General features: G+C 74.2%; 3 protein-coding genes. All 3 read right to left on the bottom strand.

Annotated features, from left to right (window positions below; genetic code table 11):
* Positions 1 to 3 precede the first annotated feature (3 nt).
* The 3 genes from ACFYOB_RS30355 to ACFYOB_RS30345 are packed head-to-tail and all read right to left on the bottom strand — an operon-like array spanning position 4 to position 21,304.
* Positions 4 to 7,053: an amino acid adenylation domain-containing protein gene (locus ACFYOB_RS30355; protein ID WP_388565075.1), complete on the bottom strand. Its 7,050-nt coding sequence runs from the start codon at positions 7,051 to 7,053 to the stop codon at positions 4 to 6.
* A complete protein-coding gene (locus ACFYOB_RS30350; RefSeq protein WP_388565072.1) occupies positions 7,050 to 14,945 on the bottom strand; it encodes an amino acid adenylation domain-containing protein in 7,896 nt (2,631 codons plus the stop codon). Before ACFYOB_RS30350 ends, ACFYOB_RS30355 begins: the two co-directional genes overlap by 4 nt.
* Positions 14,942 to 21,304: an amino acid adenylation domain-containing protein gene (locus tag ACFYOB_RS30345; RefSeq protein ID WP_388565069.1), complete on the bottom strand. Its 6,363-nt coding sequence runs from the start codon at positions 21,302 to 21,304 to the stop codon at positions 14,942 to 14,944. The genes ACFYOB_RS30350 and ACFYOB_RS30345 overlap by 4 nt, the downstream gene beginning before the upstream one ends.
* Positions 21,305 to 21,310 lie beyond the last annotated feature (6 nt).

The following is a 21,310-nucleotide window of genomic DNA, read 5'->3' as shown; positions in this document are numbered from 1 at the left end:
TCCTCATTCCCCGCGGATCCGGTCCGCGATCAGTCGCCCGATCTCGGCGATCGGTCCGGGCAGAGTCATCTCGTCGTGGGCGCAGGGGAGGTCGTGGACCTCGATCCGCCCGGACACGTGCGGCTCCCACGAGGCGACCGCCGGCGCGTCCGCGCCGCGGCCCTCGGTGGCGAAGAAGTACTGGACGTCGCCCTGGTAGCGGCCGAGCTCCGAGCTCTGTCCGAGGAGCCGGTCGTTGTTGGCCGCGACCCGTTCGACGGCCGCCAGGTGGCGCTCCTCCAGGCCGCCGAAGGCACCGGCGCCGTCCTCGGCACCCGCTCCGCCGTCCAGGGCCCCGGCCAGCTCGCGGCGGAACTCCTCGGTGGTGACCTCCGCCCGCGTGGTGCCGGCGGCGTACGCGTCGAGCAGGGCGAGCAGCGCGACCTCCTCGCCCGCCTCCTGGAGCCGCGTTGCCACCAGGTGGGCCACCACCCCGCCGAAGGACCAGCCGAGCAGGTGGTACGGGCCGGACGGCTGGACCTCGCGGATCCGCGCGGCGTAGTCGTCCGCCATCTCCCCCAGCGTGGCCGGGAGCCCGGCTCCCCCGGTGAGTCCGCGCGCCTGGAGGGCGTAGACGGGCCGGTCTTCCTCCAGGGCCGGGACGAGCCCGGAGTAGACCCAGCCGATGCCGAGGCCCGGGTGGACGCAGAACACCGGCGGCAGCGAGCCCCGGGAACGCAGCGGCAGTACGACGTCCAGCGCGTCGTCCAGGGTGTCGGTGCCGAGCCGCCCGGCGAGCTGGGCGACGGTCGGCGCCTCGAACATGGTGCGGATGGTCAGTTCGGCGCCGAAGACGTCCCGGATCCGGCTGGCCAGCCGGATGATCAGCAGCGAGTGGCCGCCCAGGTGGAAGAAGTTGTCGTCGATGCCCACCCGGGGCAGGTCGAGCACCTCGGCGAAGAGGGCGCAGAGCTGCTCCTCGCGCGGGGTGCGCGGGGCCCGTTCGCCGACGGCGGCGCCGAGGTCGGGGGCCGGCAGGGCCTTGCGGTCCAGCTTGCCGTTGGCGGTCACCGGGAGCCCGTCAAGAGCGACGAAGGCGGCCGGAACCATGTGCTCCGGCAGCCGCCCCGCCAGGTGCGCGCGCAGCTCGTCGGCGGATGCGACCGCGCCCGCCTCCGCGACGGTGTACGCCACCAGGACCTTGTCGCCGGGCCGGTCCTCGCGGGCCAGTACGGCGGCGCTCGCGATGGCGTCGTGGCGGGTCAGGGCCGCCTCGATCTCGCCGAGTTCGATGCGGAAGCCGCGGATCTTCACCTGGTCGTCGGTCCGGCCGAGGTACTCCAGCACCCCGTCCGCGGTCCAGCGCGCCAGGTCACCGGTGCGGTACATCCGCGCTCCGGCCGGGCCGTACGGGTCAGCGGTGAACCGCTCTGCGGTCAGGGCCGGACGGCCCAGGTAGCCGCGGGCCAGCTGGCGCCCGGCGAGGTAGAGCTCGCCCGGCGCGCCCGGCGCGACGGGGCGCAGGGCGGCGTCCAGGACGTAGGCGCGGGTGTTCCACACCGGGCGGCCGATCGGCACCGGGCCGGGGTCGCCGGCGCACTCCCACGCGGTCACGTCGACGGACGCCTCGGTGGGGCCGTACAGGTTGTGCAGCCCGACGCCCGGCAGCAGGGCCAGGAACTGCCTCTGCAACTCCTCCGGGAGCGCCTCGCCGCTGCAGATCACGCGGCGCAGGCCGGTGCAGTCGGCCGCGGCCGGCTCCTGTACGAAGACCTGGAGCATGGACGGCACGAAGTGGGCGGTCGTCACGCCCTCGGCGCGGATCAGCTCGGCCAGGTAGGCCGGGTCCTTGTGGCCGTCGGGGCGGGCCACCACCAGGGTGGCGCCCTGGATCAGCGGCCAGAAGAACTCCCAGACCGAGACGTCGAATCCGGACGGGGTCTTCTGCAGCACCCGGTCGTCGCGGGTCAGGCCGTACTGGTGCTGCATCCACAGCAGCCGGTTGACGATGCCGCGGTGCGGGACCTGGACGCCCTTGGGCCGCCCGGTGGAGCCGGAGGTGTAGATGACGTAGGCGGGGTGGTCGGCGGACAGCGGCGCCGGCGGGCCGGTGGGGGCGGGCTCGTCCGGCTGCTCGCGGTCGACCAGCAGCCGGGGTACGTCCGGGCCGCCGGCCGTGAGCCGGTCCGCGGTGTCCGCGGTCGTCAGCAGCAGGACGGGGGCCGCGTCGGCCAGCATGAACGCGATCCGCTCGGCCGGGTAGTCGGGGTCCACCGGGAGGTAGGCGCCGCCCGCCTTGAGCACCGCCAGCAGCGCGACCACCAGGTCGGGCGAGCGCGGTACCGCGAGGGCGACCACGCTCTCCGGTCCCACTCCGCGGTTGCGGAGCACCCGGGCGAGCGCCTCGGCGCGGGTGTGGAGTTCACCGTAGGAGACGGACTCGCCCTCGAAGGCCACGGCGACGGCGTCCGGGGTGCGGGCCGCCTGCGCGTCGAGCAGGGAGGTCAGGGTGGCCGTCGGCGGGACCTCGGCCGCCGTGGCGTTCCACTCCTCGAGCACCCGCTGCCGCTCTTCGGCGCTGAGCACGTCGGCCCGGCTGATCGGCTCGTCGGGGCGGTCCGTCACCGCGGTCAGCAGCCGGATCAGCCGCGTCACCAGGAGCTCGACGGTGGCCCGGTCGTAGAGGTCGGTGTGGTACTGGAGCACACCGTCGATGCCGGCGGGCGAGCCCGCGGCGTCGAACCGCTCCCCCAGGTGCCCCTCCAGGTCGAACTTGGCGACGGTCTGCTCGGCCGGGTAGGCGTCGGCCGTCAGGCCCGGCATCCGCAGCTCGGCCTCGGCGTTGTTGTGCACCGACAGCAGGACCTGGAAGAGCGGGTGGCGGGCCAGCGACCGGGCCGGGTTGAGCACCTCGACCAGCCGCTCGAAGGGCAGGTCCTGGTGGGCGTAGGCGGCCAGGTCGGCCTCCCGGACGCGGGCCACCAGCTCGCGGAAGGTGGGGTCGCCGGAGGTGTCCGTGCGCAGGACCAGGGTGTTGACGAAGAACCCGACGAGGTCGTCGAGGGCGTCGTCGGTACGGCCCGCGATGGGCGTGCCGACGGGGATGTCCGTACCCGCGCCGAGGGCGCCGAACAGGGCGGCGAGACCGGCCTGGAGCACCATGAACATGCTGGCCCGGCCGTCGTGCGCGAGGCGGGCCAGGCGCGCGTGCAACTGGGCGTCGAGGCTGAAGGAGACGCCGGCGCCACCGTTGCCGAGGACCGCCGGGCGGGGCCGGTCGGTGGGCAGCGCCAGCTGGTCGGGCAGCCCGTCCAGGGTCCGGCGCCAGAAGGCCAGCTGTTGGGCGGCGACGCTCTTCGGGTCGTCCTCGCTGCCGAGCACCTTGTGCTGCCACAACGCGTAGTCGGCGTACTGCACCGGCAGCGGCTGGTAGGCGGGGGCCGCGCCGGCCGTGCGGGACGCGTAGGCGGTGGCCAGGTCGCGGGCCAGCGGCGCCATCGACCAGCCGTCGGTGGCGATGTGGTGCAGCACCAGGAGCATCACGTGTTCCTCCGTGCCGGTGCTGAACAGGCTCGCGCGCAGCGGGACGTCGGTCGCCAGGTCGAAGCCGCGGGCGGCCTCGGCGGCGAGGAGCGGACCCACTTCGTCCTCGGCGGCCGTGGTGAAGGTGAACGCGGTCCGGGTCCGGTCGGCGGCCAGCACCTGCTGTCGGGGCTCGCCGTCGGGCGCGGGGAAGACGGTGCGCAGGCTCTCGTGGCGCTCCACGAGGTCGGCGAGCGCGGCGTCGAGGGCGGCGTGGTCGACGGTGCCCCGGAGGCGTACCGCGAGCGGAATGTTGTACGTCGCGCTCGGGCCCTCCATCCGGTTGAGGAACCAGAGCCGGCGCTGGGCGAAGGAGAGCGGCACCGTCCGGGGGCGGGCGGCGGCCCGCAGCGGGGGCCGGGCGCCGCCGGCCGCGGCGACCCGCTCGGCGAGCTCGGCGGGGGTGGGCGCCTCGAACAGAGCGCGGATGGCGAGTTCGACGCCGAGGTCGGAGCGGACCCGGCTGACGAGGCGGGTGGCGAGCAGGGAGTGGCCGCCGAGGGCGAAGAAACTATCGTCGACGCCGATCCGCTCGATCCCGAGGACCTCGGCGAAGAGTGCGCAGAGCGCCTCTTCCTCGGGGGTCCGCGGGGCGCGTCCGGTGGAGGAGCCGGCCAGTTCGGGGGCGGGAAGCGCCTTGCGGTCGACCTTGCCGTTGGGGGTCAGCGGGAACTCGTCCAGGACGACGGTGGCGGAGGGGACCATGAACTCGGGCAGCGAGGCGCCGATGTGCTCGCGCAGCGCCTCCGGTTCGGCTCGGTGCCCCTCGGCCGCGACCACGTAGGCCACCACCCGCTTGTCGCCGGGCTCGTCCTCGCGGACGATCACCGCGGCGTGGCCGACGCTCTCGTGTCCGCTGAGCACCGACTCGATCTCGCCGAGCTCGATGCGGAAGCCGCGGACCTTGACCTGGTTGTCGGCGCGGCCGGCGAATTCCAGCTGCCCGTCGGCCCGCCATCGCCCGAGGTCCCCGGAGCGGTAGAGCCGGGTGCCGGGCGCGCCGAAGGGGTTGGCGACGAAGCGTTCCGCGGTGAGTGCGGGCCGGTCCAGGTAGCCGCGGGCCAGGCCCGGGCCCTCGATGTACATCTCGCCGACGGCACCGGGCGGCACCGGCCGCAGCCAGCGGTCCAGGACGTACACCCGCGTGTTGACGAAGGGACGGCCGATCGGCGGGGTGCCGCCGATGCCGAGCGGGCCGCTCATGGTGGCGCCCACGGTGGTCTCGGTGGGGCCGTAGCCGTTGAGCAGGCGGCGGCCGGGGGCCCAGCGGGCCACGAGCTCGGGGGTGCAGGCGTCGCCGGTGGAGACCAGGGTGGCGCCGTCGAGGACCTCGCGGCCCGCCGGGAGGGAGGCGAGCGCCACCGGCGGCAGCGTGGCGTGGGTGACCCGGTGCCTGGCCACCAGGGCGGCCAGCGGGTCGCCGGGCAGCAGGTCGTCGGCGGGGCCGAGGACCAGCGCGGCTCCGGAGAGCAGGCCCATGGAGATGTCCCAGAAGCCGGCGTCGAAACTCACCGACGCGAACTGGAGCACCCGGCTGCCGGGGCCCGCCTGGACGGCGTCGGCCTGGGTCGCGACCAGGCTGGCCAGACCGTGGTGGGGCACCACGACACCCTTGGGGCGGCCGGTGGAGCCGGAGGTGTAGATCACGTACATCGGGTGTGCGGTGGTCAGGGGGGCGAGCCGCTCGGAGTCGGTGATGTCGCCGCCGTCGTACGCGGGGAGCGCGGAAACGGTCAGCGGGTCGTCCAGGACCAGCCGGGGCACGTCGCCCGCGGTGTCCCCGAGCAGTCCGGCCGTGGCCTCGGTGGTGATCAGCAGGGTGGGCCGGGCGTCCTCGACCATGAAGGCGAGGCGGTCGACGGGGTACTCGGGGTCGAGCGGCAGGTAACCGGCGCCGGCCTTGATCACCGCCCACAGCGCGGTGATCAGCTCCACCGAGCGGGGCACGGAGACGGCGACGAACTGCTCGGGGCCGACGCCCAGCTCGATCAGGCGGCGGGCCAGCCGGTTGGCACGGGCGTCGAGTTCGCCGTAGGAGACGGTGGTGTCCTGGAAGAGCAGGGCCGGGGCGTCGGGGTCCTGGGCGACCCTGGCCCGGAACAGCTCGGGCAGGGTGGCCGGGGTGATCTCGCGGGTGCTGTCGTTCCACTCGCCGAGGATCCGTCGGCGCTCGGCCGGGGAGAGCACGTCGAGCCGGCCGACGGGCTTGTCCGGGTCGGCGACGACGGCCGTGAGCAGCCGGACCAGGCGGTCGAGGACGGTCCTGGCATCCGACTCGTCGAACAGGTCGGGGGCGTAGCACAGCCGCAGGTGCAGGTCCTCGCCCATGAGACCGGCGGCGAGGTTGAGCGGGTAGTGGGCGCCGTCGCGGCCGTCGACTCCGCTGAACCGGACGCCGTCCACGACCAGTTCCTCGGTGGTCGGGTCGACGGGGTAGTTCTGGTAGACGAGCGTGGTGTCGAACAGCTCCTGGTGTCCGGAGAGCTGTTGTACGTCCGTGAGCCGGACGTGCTGGTGGGCGAGGAGCTCGGACTGTTCGGCCTGGAGCCGGGTGAGGGCGTCCAGCAGCGACTCGTCGGGGCGGAACCGCACCCGGACCGGCAGGGTGTTGATGAAGAGGCCCACCATGGTGTCCACGGCGGCGATCTCCGGCGGCCGGCCGGAGACGATGGCGCCGAAGACGACGTCGTCGCGGCCTGTGAGGGTGGACAGGAGCAGTCCCCAAACGCCCTGGACGACGGTGTTGACGGTCAGCGAGCGGCTGCGGGCGAAGGCGAGGAGGCCGTTGGTGATCTCCACCGGCACCTCGTGCCGGAGCCAGCCCGGCCGGACCAGGCCGCGGCCGCGGCTGACCGGGGCGACCAGGGTGGGCTCGTCGATGTCGGCGAGGGCGGTGCGCCACGCTTCGCGGGCCGTGTCGGCGTCCTGGGCGGCGATCCAGGCGAGGTAGTCGCGGTACGGGGTGACGGGGCGCAGCACGGACGGGTCGCCCTTGCTGCCGTACAGCTCGAACAGCTCGCGCACCAGGACCGGCACCGACCAGCCGTCCATGAGGATGTGGTGCTTGGTCAGCATCAGCCGGAATCGGTCGGGGCCGAGCCGGAACACGGTGAAGCGCAGCAGCGGCGGCCGCGTCAGGTCGAACCCGCGGGCCCGGTCCTCGTCGGCGTGCCGGGCGAGTTCGGCCTGCCGCTTGTCCTCGTCCAGGGCGCTCAGGTCGATCTGCTCCCACGGCACGGCGACCTTGGCGTGCACCAGTTGGACGGGCTCGGTGGAGCGGTCGTGGCGGAAGCCGACGCGCAGGTTGGCGTGCCGCTTGAGCAGGGCTCGGGCGGCGAGCCGCAGCGCCCGGGTGTCCAGGGGACCCTCGAGGTCGAGGAGCAGCTGGTGGACGTAGAGGTCCGGGCCCTCCTCGTCGTACAGGGCCTGGAACAGCATGCCCTCCTGCAGCGGTGACAGCGGAAGGACGTCCTCAATCGCGGACCTGCTCACTTGGCCATCTCCCATTCGTCCGTGAAGTCGTCCTCGTCTTCGTCGTCCCAGTCGTCCGGGCCGACCGGCTCCGTGCCCGAGGTGAAGGCATCGAGCTCGTCCTGGCTGAGCCGGACCAGCGAGAGGTCCGACGGGGTGAGTCCGCCGATGCCGGCGTGCGCAGCGTGTGCGGCCAGGGCCCGCACGGCGCGCGAGAAGCAGGTGCTCAGCTCGGCCACGTCCTGTTCGCGCAGCAGGGTCTGCGGCCAGGACCAGACGAGCAGCAGGCGCGGCCCGTCCGGGTGGTCCTCGGTCATCGCATTGACGCCGAGGGCGTGGGTGAGCGGGGTCTGCGGGTCGGGCCGGCCGCCTTCGAGGTCGGCGCCGCCGACCATCTCGGGGTCCGCGACCGGCGTCCAGGGCGCGCTCGCGCCACTGCCCGCCGGGGTGGACCGGCCCAGGTAGTTGAAGCTGATCTGCGGTCCGGGAAGGTCCCTGAGGACGTCCCGGGTCTGGTGGTTGAGGTGGCGCAGCAATCCGAAGCCGAGGCCGTGGTCGGGCAGCGCGCGCAGTTGCTCCTTGACCCGCTTGAGGGCCTCGCCGACGGCCGGGCCGCCGGCGTCGAGCTCGGCCGGGTCCTGTGCGCCGGGATCGAGCCTCACCGGGTGCAGGCTGGTGAACCAGCCGACGGTGCGGGAGAGGTCGACGCCGTCGACGACGTCGGCGCGGCCGTGGCCCTCGAGGTCGACGAGGACCGCGTGCTCGTCCTCCTCGCCCCGCCGGGCCCGCCAGTCGGCGACGGCGAGCGCGAGCGCGGTCAGCAGCACGTCGTTGACACCCGCGTGGTAGGCGGCGGGAAGCGAGGTCAGCAGCGGGGTGACGTGCTCGGCGGACTCGCTGGTGGTCAGGAAGCGCATGGTGGCGAACACGTCCTGGCCGGGGTCGAGCGGCCGGTCGCCGAGCAGGGCGTCCGGCTCCTCCAGGATGGCTTCCCAGAGCGGGAGTTCAGCGGCCCGCTGCGGCGTGTGGGCGAGCTCCACGAGGTGCTCGGCCCAGCGCCGGAAGGAGGTGCCGGTCGGCTGGAGGGCGGGTTCGCGGCCCTCGGCGAGGGCCTCTCGGGCGGCGGCGAGGTCGGGGACCAGGACCTGCCAGGAGACGTTGTCGACGACCAGGTGGTGGGCGACGAGCAGCAGCCTGCCCGCCTGTGCGGGGCCGGCGTCGAACCAGACGGCCTGGAGCATCACCCCGGCGTCCGGGTCGATCCGGCCCCAGGCGCTCTCGCTCTCCTTCGAGGTGAGGGCGCGCAGGGCGGCCGGGTCGAGCCCGGCCGCGTCGACCCGCAGTACCCGGCCGGCCGCGTCGACGGCGCCGCGCTCCAGCACCTCCAGCCGCCACTGCCCGGTGTCCCGGGTCAGCCGGGCGCGCAGCGCGTCGTGGTGGTCGAGCACCGTCTGGAGGGCGCCGGTGAGGTGCTCCTCGGTGAGGTCGGCCGGGGCTTGGAGCAGCATGGACTGGTTGAACCGGCCGATGGGACCGCCGCGTTCGCGCAGCCAGTGGATGGTCGGGGTGAGCGGGACCTCGCCGATGCCCAGGTCGGGGCCTTCGCTGACGACCTGGTCCAGGCTGCCGGCGACGGCGGCGAGGGCGGCGACGGTGCGGTGCTCGAAGACCTGGCGCGGAGTGATGACCAGTCCGGCGGCCCGGGCCCGGCTGACCAGCTGGATGGACATGATGCTGTCGCCGCCGAGGTCGAAGAAGCTGTCGTCGACGCCGACCGAGGACAGGTTGAGCAGGTCGCGGTAGATGTGGCTGAGTGTCTCCTCGCGTGCGGTGCCGGCCTGCCGTCCGCCGGTTCCCGCGGACAGGTCGGGGGCGGGCAGGGCCCTGCGGTCGAGCTTGCCGTTGGGTGTCTGCGGGAACGCGTCCAGGACGACCACGGCGGCAGGAACCATGTAATCGGGCAGCGAACGACCGGTATGGGCACGCAGCTCGGCCGCATCGGCCGTGTGCCCCGGACGCGGAACGACATAGCCGACGAGCTGCTTGACCCCGGGCTGGTCCTCCCGCACCACGACAGCGACCTGACCGGCGTCCTCGTGACGCGCGAGCGCCGCCTCGATCTCACCCAGCTCGATACGGAAACCCCGGATCTTGACCTGGTCATCGGCGCGGCTCACGTACTCCAGCTGACCGTCGGAGCGCCAGCGGGCGAGGTCACCCGTGCGATACATCCGCTCCCCCGGCGCGCCGAAAGGAGCGGCGATGAAACGCTCGGCCGTCAGCGCGGGCCGGCCCAGATAACCACGGGCCAGAGCGGCACCGGCGAGGTAGAGCTCGCCCACGACCCCGGGCGGCACCGGACGCAGCCGCGAATCGAGAACATACAGCCGGCTGTTGGCCACCGGCGTGCCGATCGGAGGAACACTGCCGGCGGCCAGGGCGCCGCTCATCGAGGCGCAGACGGTCGACTCGGTCGGTCCGTAGGCATTGACCAGACTCCGGCCGGCCGACCAACGGGCGACCAGCTCCCCCGAAAGCGCCTCACCGGCCGAAACCAGCGTGCCCCCGGGCAGCAGACCCGGCCCGGCATCCATCGCGGCGAGCACCACCGGCGGCAGCGTCGCATGGGTGACATGGTGACCGGCAAGGGTGTCGGCCAGCGGTGCACCCGGCAACAGCCCGTCCGCACCGGCCACCACCAGAGCCGCACCGGTGAGCAGACCCATGCACAGCTCCCAGAACGCCGCGTCGAAACTCGGCGAGGCGAACTGGAGCACCCGGCTGCCAGGCCCGGCACCCAAACGCTCGCGCTGCGAGGCGAGCAGACTCGCCACACCCGCGTGGGAGACCACCACGCCCTTGGGACGGCCGGTCGAACCGGAGGTGTAGATCACATACGCGGGATGCGCCGGCATCAGACCCGCCGGCGGCGGCGCCGTGTCCGAAAGACCCCCCAGGTCCAGCTCGTCCAGGAGCACCGGACCGGTACCCTCCGGAAGCCGGCCGGCCGTGGCACCGCTCGCCAGCACCAGCACCGGCCGCGCGTCGTCCAGCATGTACGCGATCCGGTCGGCCGGATACGCGGGATCGACCGGCAGGTAAGCGCCCCCTGCCTTCCACACCGCCAGGGCAGCCACGACCAGCTCCACCGACGAACGGGGCAACGCCAGAGCCACCATGCACTCCGGACCGATACCCCGGCCCACCAGGTACGCGGCCAGCCGGTTCGCCCGCGCGTCCAGCTCGGCCGCCGACAGCACCAGCCCCTCACCGATCAACGCGGGAGCCTGCGGATCAGCAGCCACCCGACGCGCGAACAACTCCGGCACCGTAAGCGCTTCGACGGCACGCGCCGAGTCGTTCCAGTCGGTGAGCACCTGGCGGCGCTCGGCCGGCTCCAGTACGTCGACGGCGGTGACGGGTGCGTCCGGCGCGGCGATGACCGCGGCGAACAGACCGATCAGGCGGTCGATCAGCCGGCGGACGGTGGTGTGGTCGAAGAGGTCGCTGCTGTACTCGACCAGGCCGTCCATGCCGCCGCCGGGCCGCTCGGTGAACTCAAGGCCGAGGTCGAACTTCGCGGCTCCCGTGCCGACCGGCAGCGCGGTGGCCCGCAGGCCGTCCAGCGCCACATCGGCCGCGGCGGTGTTCTGGAGGACGAGCATCACCTGGAACAGCGGGTGCCGGGCCTGGGAGCGTTCCGGGGACACCGCGTCCACGACCCGCTCGAAGGGCACGTCCTGGTGCGCGAAGGCCGCCAGGTCCCACTCCCGGACCCGCCCCAGCAGCTCCCGGAACGTGGGATCACCCGAGACGTCGGTGCGCAGCACCAGCGTGTTGACGAAGAAGCCGACGAGCTCGTCCAGCGCCTCGTCCTGACGACCCGCGACCGCCCCGCCGAGCGGAATGTCCTCACCCGCCCCGAGACGGGAGAGCAACGCGGCCAGGCCCGCCTGGAGCACCATGAACAGGGTGGCGCGTGACTCCCGGGCCAGGGACTTCATGCCCTGGTGGAGTGCGGGATCGACGGTGAAGGTGAGCATGCCGCCGCGGTGGCCGGCCACGGCCGGGCGCGGCCGGTCGGTGGGCAGCTCCAGCAGGTCCGGGGAGCCCGCCAGGGCCTTCCTCCAGTACGCCAGCTGCGTACCGGCCAGGCTCTCGGGGTCGCCGCCGTCGCCGAGCAGCTCGTGCTGCCAGAGGCTGTAGTCCGCGTACTGCACCGGCAGCGGCCGCCACTGGGGCGCACGGCCCTGGGCGCGGGCCGCGTAGGCGCGTCCGAGATCGTGCGCCAGCGGGGCCATGGACCAGCCGTCCGCAGCGATGTGGTGCACCGTCAGGAGCAGCACCTGCTCGTCCTCGCCGAGCACGAACAGGTCCGCGCGCAGCGGCAGTTCACCGGCCAGGTCGAAGCCGCGGGCGGCCGCTGCGGCGAGCGCCGCGTCCAGCTCGTCCGCGCGGATGGCGGTGACCGACAGCTCGCACCGGGCGAGCGCCGGGTCGAGGACGTCCTGGTAGGGGACGCCCGCCTCCTCGGGGAAGAGGGTGCGCAGGCTCTCGTGCCGGGCGGCCACGTCGGCCAGCGCCTCCCGGAGCGCGTCCCGGTCGAGGTCGCCGCGCAGGTGCAGGGCGAGCGGGATGTTGTAGGTGGAGCCGGGGCCTTCGAGCCGGTCCAGGAACCAGAGCCGGCGCTGGGCGTAGGACAGCGGGACCCGGTCAGGCCGTACGGCGGGCAGCAGCGGGGGGCGCGCGACGGCGGCCTCCCCGATGCGCTCGGCGAGCGCGGCGACGGTGGGCGCCTCGAAGAGGGTGCGGATGGCGAGTTCCACGCCGAGCGCGGCACGGATCCGGCTGACGAGTCGGGTGGCGAGCAGCGAGTGGCCACCGAGGTCGAAGAAGTGGTCATCGACCGTGACCGCGTCAGCGCCGAGCACCTCGGCGAAGAGCCCGCACAGGATCTCCTCCTGCGCGGTGCGCGGTGCGCGGCCGCCGCCTGAGCCGGCGCCGGTCTCGGGGACGGGCAGCGCCTTGCGGTCCAGCTTGCCGTTGGGGGTGAGCGGCAGCGCCTCCAGCGCCACGAAGGCGGCGGGGACCATGTACTCGGGAAGGTTCTGGGCGGCGTGCGCCCGTACCTGCTGGATGTCGGCGGACGCGCCCGACGGGGGCACCAGGTAGGCGGCGAGCCGCCGGTCGCCGGGCTGGTCCTCGCGGACGACGACGGCCGTCTGGGCCACCGACGGGTGAGAGCCCAGCACGGCCTCGATCTCGCCGAGTTCGATGCGGAAGCCGCGGATCTTGACCTGGTCGTCGGCGCGGCCGACGAACTCCAGGGTGCCGTCCTCGGTCCAGCGCGCCACGTCGCCGGTGCGGTACATACGGGCGCCGGGCTCCCCGAACGGGTCGGCGACGAACCGGCCGGCGGTCAGTTCGGGGCGGCCCCAGTAGCCGCGGGCGAGTCCTTCGCCGGCCACGTACATCTCGCCGGCGACACCGGGAGCGGCGGGCCGCAGTCCGCCGTCGAGTACGTAGATCCGCAGGTCCGGGATGGCGCCGCCGATCATGCTGCCGGGTCCGGCCGCCGCGCTCGGCGCGTCCAGGGCGAGGTGGCTGACGTGCACGGTGGTCTCGGTGATGCCGTACATGTTGACCAGCACCGGGGCCCGGTCGCCGTGCCGCTCGTACCAGTCGGCCAGGCGCCACAGGTCGAGCGCCTCGCCGCCGAACACGACGTGCTCGAGGGCCAGCCGGTCACCGACGGCGGGGTTCTCCCGGTCGGCCTGCATCAGCTGGTAGAAGGCCGAGGGGGTCTGGTTCAGGAAGGTCACCCGCTCGTCCGCGAGCAGCTTCAGGAACTCTTCGGGGGAGCGGCTCACGGCGTGCGGTACGACGACCAGGCGGCCGCCGTGCAGCAGCGGCCCCCACAGCTCCCAGACCGAGAAGTCGAAGGCGTAGGAGTGGAAGAGGGTCCACACGTCGTCGGGACCGAAGTGGAACCAGTGGTCGGTGGCGCCGAAGAGACGGACCACGTTCTGGTGCGGGACCACCACGCCCTTGGGGCGACCGGTGGAGCCGGAGGTGTAGATGACGTAGGCCGGGTGGTGGGGGTGCAGCGCCGGCTCGGGCGCGGTGTCCGGCTCGGCGGCGAGGGCGGCGCCCACGGCCTCCTCGTCGAGGAGCAGCGTCTGGGTGTCCGCGCCGAGCCCGGCGGGCAGGCCCGCGTCGGTCCGGGTCACCAGCAGGGCGGGGCGGGCGTCCTCCACCATGTAGGCGAGCCGGTCCGCCGGGTAGTCCGGGTCCAGCGGCACGTACGCGGCACCCGACTTGAGCACGGCCAGCACCGCGACCACGAGGTCGGCCGAGCGCGGCAGCGCGAGCGCCACGAACCGCTCGGGGCCGGCGCCGCGGCGGGCCAGCAGCCGGGCCAGCCGGTTGGCGCGGGCGTCGAGGTCGGCGTAGGTCAGGCTCTCGCCCTCGTAGGAGACGGCGACGGCGTCGGGGGTGCGGGCGGCCTGGGCGGCGAAGAGGTCGGGAATGGTTCCCTCGGCGACGGGCGCACCCGCGCCGTTCCACTCCTGGAGCACCTGGTGGAGTTCCTCGGGACCGAGGACGTCGATCCGGCCGACCGGCCGGACGGGGTCGGCGGCGAAGGCCTCGAAGATGCGGACCAGACGGTCGCCGATGCGGCGTACGGCCTCGGCGTCGAAGAGGTCGGGGCGGTGGTCCAGCCGCATCCGCAGCCGGTCGTCGGCCACGCTCGCGATGACGCCCAGGGCGTAGTGCGTGGCGTCGGTGGCCTGGAGGTCGGTGAGGGTCAGGCCGCTGCCGTCGGGCTGCAGCCCGGCCATGTCGAGCGGGTAGTTCTCGAAGACCGCGATGGTGTCGAAGAGCGGGCTGTGCCCGGCGATCCGCTGCACCTCGGTGAGGCCGAGGTGCTGGTGGGCCATCAGTCCGGCCTGGCGGGACTGGAGCCGGGCGAGGGCGGTGGCGAGCGGCTCGGCGGCCGGCAGTTCGATCCGCACCGGGAGGGTGTTGATGAACAGGCCGACCATGGTCTCGATGCCTGGGATCTCCGGTGGTCGGCCGGACACGGTCGCGCCGAAGACGATGTCCTCGCGGCCGGTGAGCTTGGACAGGAGCAGCGCCCAGGCGCCCTGGAGCACGGTGTTGAGGGTCAGGCCGTGCCGGCGGGCCTGGTCGCGCAACCGGGTGGTGAGCTCCTCGGTCAGCTCCACGGTGATGTGCCGGGGCGGCGCCGCGGGCGGCGGCGCGTCGGCGGGGGTGAGCAGGCTCGGCTCGCCGAGGCCGGCGAGCGCCTCGGCCCAGGCGGCCTCGGCGGCGGCCTTGTCCTGTCCGTCCAGCCAGGCCAGGTACTGGCGGTACGGGGTGACGCGGGGCAGGGCCGCGTCGTCACCGTGCGAGGCGTACAGCTGGAACAGCTCTCGCACCAGGACCGGCATGGACCAGCCGTCCATCAGGATGTGGTGCTTGGTCATCACGAAGCGGTGCTTGCCGTCGCCGAGCCGGTAGAGCGCGCAGCGCAGCAGCGGCGGGCGGGTCAGGTCGAACTTCTCGGCGCGGTCGGCTGCCAGCAGCTCCGCCAGTTCGGACTCTTGCGCGGCGGGGTCGGTCCGGTCCGACAGGTCGGCCTCCCGCCAGGGCAGGGCGACCTCGTGCGGCACGATCTGAACGGTGCGGCTGAGGCCCTCGTAGCGGAACGCGGCGCGGAGGTTGGGGTGGCGGCGCAGCAGGCCCTCCGCCGCCGCGCGCAGGGCGGCGGCGTCCAGCGGGCCGGCCAGGTCGAAGATCAGCTGCACGGTGTAGACGTCGGCGGCGTGCTCGTCGTACAGCGCGTGGAAGAGCAGTCCTTCCTGCAGCGGCGAGAGCGGCAGTACGTCGGCGAGTCCCGGCTTCGTCATGAGGAGGTTCTCCAGTCGGCTTCCAGCAGGTCGATCTCGGCCTGGGACAGAGAGACGAGGGTCAGATCGGAGGGGGTGTGCCCGCCGGCCTCGGGTGCCCGGGCGTGGTCGGCCAGTACGGCGAGGGCGCGGAACCAGGTATCGGCGAGGTCGGCGACCTCGGCTTCGGAGAACAGCTCTCCGGCGAAGGACCAGGTCGCCAGGAGGCGCGGTCCGTCGGGGTGGTCCTGGGTCAGCGCGTTGAGTTCCAGTTCGTGGGTGAGCGGCATGGCGGGGTCGGCGCCGCCGCCGAGCAGGTCGGCTTCCGGGGCCGCGGTCCACGGCTCGTCGGCGTGGGCGGCGGCCGGGAACCGGCCGAGGTAGTTGAACCCGAGCTGCGGCGCCGGGGGCTGCGGCAGCCTGGGGTCGGCGACCAGGTGGCGGAGCATCCCGTAGCCGATGCCGCTGTCCGGCAGGGCGCGCAGCTGTTCCTTGACCCGTTTCAGGGCCTCGCTGGCGGCGGGGCCGCCGGTGCGCAGCGCGCCGCGACTGCCGGCGCCGGGGTCGAGCCGCACCGGGTAGAGGCTGGTGAACCAGCCGACGGTGCGCGAGAGGTCGGCGCCGGCGACGACGTCCTCCCGGCCGTGGCCCTCCAGGTCCACCAGGACGGCGGTGTCGCCGCCCTTGCCGCGCCGGGTGCGCCAGTCGGCGACGGCGATGGCGAAGGCGGTGAGCAGGACGTCGTTGACGCCCGCGTGGTAGGCGGCGGGTACCTCGGACAGCACGGCGGCGGTGTGCTCGGCGGGCAGGGTACGGACGACCGTGCGCTCGGCGGCGGACAGGTCGCGGGAGAGGTCGAGCCGCCGGCTGCCGAGGACCGGGTCGTCGCCGGTCAGCTGGCGCTGCCAGAGCGAGAGTTCGTCTTCCCGTCCGGGTGCCGCGGCGGCCAGTTCGGTGGACCAGGCCCGCAGCGGGGTGGGCACGGGCGGCGGGGCGGGCTCGGCGCCCTTGGCGAGTGCCTCGCAGGCCGCCGCGAGGTCCGGTACGAGAATGCGCCAGGACACGCCGTCCACGACGAGGTGGTGGACGACGAGCAGCAGCCTGCCTGCCCGTCCGGGGCCGGCGTCGAACCAGACGGCCTGGAGCATGACCCCGGCATCCGGATCGAGCCGGCCCGCCGCCGCGTCGGCCTCGGCGGCGATCTGCGCGCGCAGCGCGTGGGGGGCGTCGTTCGAGGCGGCCTCGGTACGGCGCACCAGCGCGGCCGCGCGGACAGTGCCGGGCTCCGGCACGTCCAGCGCCCACTCCTCGTCCCGCAGCAGCCGGGCGCGCAGCGCGTCGTGGTGGTCGAGGAGGCACTGTACGGCGCTGACCAGGCGCTCCTCGGTGAGGTCGGCCGGAGTGTGCAGGAGCATGGACTGGTGGAACCGGCCGATGGGACCGCCGCGTTCGCGCAGCCAGTGGACGATCGGGGTGGCGGGCACCCGGCCGGTGCCGCTGCCCGCGATGGGCACGGGGGCGGATTCGGTCGTGCCGGCCGCCTGCGCGAGGGCGGCGACCGTCTTGTGGGTGAAGACCTCGCCGGGCGCGATCAGCAGTCCCGCTTGGCGGGCCCGGCTGACCAGCTGGATGGACATGATGCTGTCGCCGCCGAGGTCGAAGAAGCTGTCGTCGACGCCGACGGAGGCGAGGTTCAGCAGGTCCCGGAACAGTCCGCAGAGGATCGCCTCGCGTTCCGTGCCGGCCTGCCGGCCGCCGGAGGCCGCAGAGAGGTCCGGGGCGGGCAGGGCCTTGCGGTCGAGCTTTCCGTTGGGGGTCTGCGGGAAGGCGTCCAGGACGACGACGGCGGCGGGGACCATGTAGTCGGGCAGCGAGAGCCCGACGTGGGCGCGCAGGGTGACGGGGTCGGCGGTGTGGTCGGGGCGCGGGACGACGTAGGCGACGAGCTGCTTGACTCCGGGCTGGTCCTCGCGGACCACGACGGCGACCTGGCCGGTGTCCTCGTGACGGGCCAAGGCCGCCTCGATCTCGCCGAGTTCGATGCGGAACCCGCGGACCTTGACCTGGTCGTCGGCGCGGCCGGCGTACTCCAACTGCCCGTCGGCGCGCCAGCGCGCCAGGTCACCGGTGCGGTACATCCGCTCGCCGGGCGGGCCGTACGGGGAGGCGACGAAGCGCTCGGCGCTCAGGCCCGGCCGGCCCAGGTAACCGCGGGCCAGGGGACCCGCGACGTACAGCTCGCCGAGGACGCCCTGCGGGACGGGGCGCAGGCGGGAGTCGAGTACCCAGAGCCGGCTGCCCACGACGGCGGTGCCGATCGGCGGGGCGACGGGCTCCCGCAGCGGTCCGCCGATCGAGGCGCAGACGGTGGTCTCGGTGGGTCCGTAGGCGTTGAACAGGTTGCGGTCGGCCGACCAGCGGGCGACGAGCTCGCCGGAGAGGGCCTCTCCGGCGGAGACCAGCGTGCCGCCGGGCAGCAGCCGCGGATCGGCCTCCATCGCGGCCAGCACCACCGGCGGCAGGGTCGCGTGGGTGACCCGGTGCGCCGTCAGCGTCGCGGCCAGCGGCTCGCCCGGCAGCAGCCCGTCGGATCCGGCCACGACCAGGGCGGCTCCGGAGAGCAGCCCCATGCACAGCTCCCAGAACGCGGCGTCGAAGCTCGGCGAGGCGAACTGCAGCACCCGCGACCCCGGCCCGGCGCCGAACCGCCCGGCCTGGGTGGCCAGGAGGTTCGCCACGCCCGCGTGGGGTACGACGACGCCCTTGGGGCGGCCGGTGGAACCGGAGGTGTAGATGACGTAGGCGGGGTGGTGGGGCATGACGGCCGCGGCGGGGGCGGCGTCGGCGTAGGACGAGAGGTCCAGCTCGTCCTGGAGGACGGCCGCGGTGTCCTCGGGGAGCCGGTCGGAGGTGGCGAGGGTGGCCAGGACCAGCGCCGGCCGCGCGTCGTCGAGCATGTACGCGATCCGGTCCGCCGGGTACGCCGGGTCGACCGGCAGATAGGCCCCGCCGGCCTTCCACACCGCGAGGGTGGCCACGACGAGCTCCACCGACGAGCGCGGCAGGGCGAGCGCCACCAGGGACTCGGGGCCGATGCCCCGCTCCGCCAAGTGATGGGCCAGCCGGTTCGCCCGCGCGTCCAGCTCGGCCGCCGACAGCACCAGCCCCTCACCGATCAACGCGGGAGCCTGCGGATCAGCAGCCACCCGACGCGCGAACAACTCCGGCACCGTGAGCGCTTCGGCCGTGGCGGTTTCGCCGCTCCACTCCCCCAGCAGCCGCTGGCGCTCGGCCGGCTCCAGGATGTCGAGCGAGCCGACGGGCTCGCCGGGGGCGGCGGTCAGCGCGTCCAGCAGCCGGACCAGGCGGGCGGCGATGCCGGCGACCGTCTCGGCGTCGAAGAGGTCAGTGGCGTACTCGACGAGCCCCTCGATCCCGCCACCGGGGTGTTCGGTCAGCTCGAAGGCAAGGTCGAACTTGGCCGCGCCGGTGTCCACCCGCCGCGTCCGGGTCTCGAAGCCGGGCAGCCGCAGGTCCGCGGCGGCGGTGTTCTGGAGGACGAGCATCACCTGGAACAGCGGGTGCCGAGCCTGGGAGCGTTCCGGGGACACCGCGTCCACGACCCGCTCGAAGGGCACGTCCTGGTGCGCGAAGGCCGCCAGGTCCCACTCCCGGACCCGCCCCAGCAGCTCCCGGAACGTGGGATCACCCGAGACGTCGGTGCGCAGCACCAGCGTGTTGACGAAGAAGCCGACGAGCTCGTCCAGCGCCTCGTCCTGACGACCCGCGACCGCCCCGCCGAGCGGAATGTCCTCACCCGCCCCGAGACGGGAGAGCAGGACGGCGAGGGCCGCCTGGAGCACCATGAAGGGGGTGGAGCGGGTCTCCCGGGCCAGCGCCTGGACGCGCAGGCCCAGCGCGGCCGGGACGGTGAAGGCGTGGGTGGCGCCCCGGTATCCGGCGATCGCCGGCCGCGGCCGGTCGGTGGGCAGCTCCAGCAGGTCCGGGGAGCCTGCCAGGGCCGCCTTCCAGAAGTCCAGCTGGCGGGAGAGGAGGCTCTCGGGGTCGCCGCCGTCGCCGAGCAGCTCGTGCTGCCAGAGGCTGTAGTCCGCGTACTGCACCGGCAGCGGCAGCCACTGGGGCGCACGGCCCTTGGCACGGGCCTCGTACGCCGCCGCGAGGTCCCGGCCGAGCGGGACCATCGACCAGCCGTCCGCAGCGATGTGATGCACCGTCAGGAGCAGCACCTGCTCGTCCTCGCCGAGCACGAACAGGTCCGCGCGCAGCGGCAGGTCACCGGCCAGGTCGAAGCCGCGGGCGGCGGCCGCGGCGAGGGCGGCGGGCAGTTCCGCCGGGGAGGTCCGGGCGACGGTGAGCGCCAGCCGGGCCTCGGCCGGTTCGAGCACCTCCTGGCGGGGCACGCCGTCGGTCTCGGGGAAGAGGGTGCGCAGGCTCTCGTGCCGGGCGGCCAGGTCGGCCAGCGCCTCCCGGAGCGCGTCCCGGTCGAGGTCGCCGCGCAGGTGCAGGGCGTACGGCAGGTGGTAGGTGGCCGCGCTGCTCTCCAGCCGGTCCAGGAACCAGAGCCGGCGCTGGGCGTAGGACAGCGGTACGGCCGCGGGGCGGTCCAGGGGGAGTACCGCGGGCCGGGCCCGGTCCGCCCCGGCGAGCAGCGGCGCGAGTGCGGCGACCGTGGGCGCCTCGAAGACCGTACGGACGGCCAGTTCGGCGCCGAACGCCGAGCGGATCCGGGAGACCAGCCGGGTGGCGAGCAGCGAGTGCCCGCCGAAGTGGAAGAAGTCGTCGTCGATGCCGAGCGAGGGCAGCGCGAGCACCTCGGCGAAGAGGCCGCAGAGCAGCTCCTCGTCGGGGGTGCGCGGCGCCCGGCCGGTGCCGGCGGCGGCGAAGTCGGGGGCGGGCAGCGCCGAGCGGTCCAGCTTGCCGTTGGGCGTGAGGGGGAAGCGGTCCAGGGTGACGAAGGCGGCCGGGACCATGTAGTCGGGCAGTGCCAGGGCGGCCCGGGCGCGCAGGGCCGCCGGGTCGGGGCTCGCGGCGCCGGGAGCGGCGACGACGTAGGCGGCGAGCAGCTTGCTGCCGGGGCGGTCCTCGCGGGCGACGACGGCGACCTGGGCGAGCGCCGGGTCGTCGGCCAGTACGGCCTCGATCTCGCCGAGTTCGATGCGGAAGCCGCGGATCTTGACCTGGTGGTCGACCCGGCCGAGGTAGTCCACGCCTCCGTCGGCGCGCCACCGGGCGAGGTCGCCGGTGCGGTACATGCGGGCGCCGGGCTCCCCGAAGGGGTCGGCGGTGAACCGCTCGGCGGTCAGGGCCGGCCGGCCCAGGTAGCCGCGGGCCAGGCCCTCGCCGCCGATGTAGAGCTCGCCCTCCTCGGCCGGGCGCAGCCGGTCGTCGAGGATGTAGAGGAGGGTGTTCCAGATGGGGTCGCCGATGCCGGGCAGGCTGTCGGCGCCCGTCACATCCATCGCGGTCGACCAGACGGTGGTCTCGGTCGGCCCGTAGACGTTGGTGACCTGGGCGCCGAGGGCGGTCATCGCGTCGGCCAGGGCGGGCGGCAGCGCCTCGCCGCCGACCAGCATCCGCAGGCCGCGGACTGCGTCGGGCTGTTCCGCCGTCATGGCGTGGAACAGCGACGGGGTGGCCTGGAGGAAGGTGGCGGCGCTCGCGGTGGCGAGCGCGCCGAGCCGGGCAGGGTCGATGACCGTCTCGCGGGGTGCGATCACCACGGCGGCGCCGGCCAGCAGGGGCAGGTACATCTCCACGACGGCGATGTCGAAGGCGATGGTGGTGACCGCGAGCAGGCGGTCGCCGGCGGTCAGCGGGAAGCGGTCCGCCATGAAGGACAGGAAGTTGACCACGTTCCGGCGGGTGATCAGGACGCCCTTGGGGCGGCCGGTGGAGCCGGAGGTGTAGATCGTGTAGGCGGGGTGGGCGGGGAGGAGCGGCGCCGGGCGGTCGGCGTCGGTGAGGTCGTGGGCGGGCATGGCCGCCGCGGCGGCCTCCGCCTCGGCGAACGCGCCGGCGTCCAGGAGCAGCGCGGGCGCGGAGTCCTCGAGGATGTACGCGACGCGCTCCGCCGGGTACTCGGGGTCGAGGGGCACGTACCCGGCGCCTGCCTTGAGTACGGCGAGCAGGGCGACCAGCAGCTCGGTGGAGCGCGGCAGGGCGAGCGCCACCAGGCTTTCGGGTCCGGCGCCGCGTGCCGCGAGCACCCGGGCGAGCCGGTTGGCGCGGGCGTTCAGCCCGGCGTAGGTGGTCTCGGCCCCCTCGAACACCACGGCGGTGGCGTGCGGAGTGCGGGCGGCCTGGGCCTCGATCAGCTGCGTGAGGTCGGCGTCCGGCACGGCGCGCACGGTGTCCTCCATCGTGTT

The organism is Streptomyces sp. NPDC006463, assembly GCF_042870715.1.
GTDB lineage: Bacteria > Actinomycetota > Actinomycetes > Streptomycetales > Streptomycetaceae > Streptomyces.
Note: the sequence above shows the minus strand (reverse complement) of the source record. Positions and strands in the feature narration are given on the sequence as shown.

What these genes read in the sequence shown, in the direction of transcription:
- ACFYOB_RS30350 (WP_388565072.1), bottom strand. Translation starts at nt 14,945, where the DNA reads ATGACGAAGCCGGGACTCGCCGACGTACTGCCGCTCTCGCCGCTGCAG.
- ACFYOB_RS30345 (WP_388565069.1), bottom strand. Translation starts at nt 21,304, where the DNA reads ATGGAGGACACCGTGCGCGCCGTGCCGGACGCCGACCTCACGCAGCTG.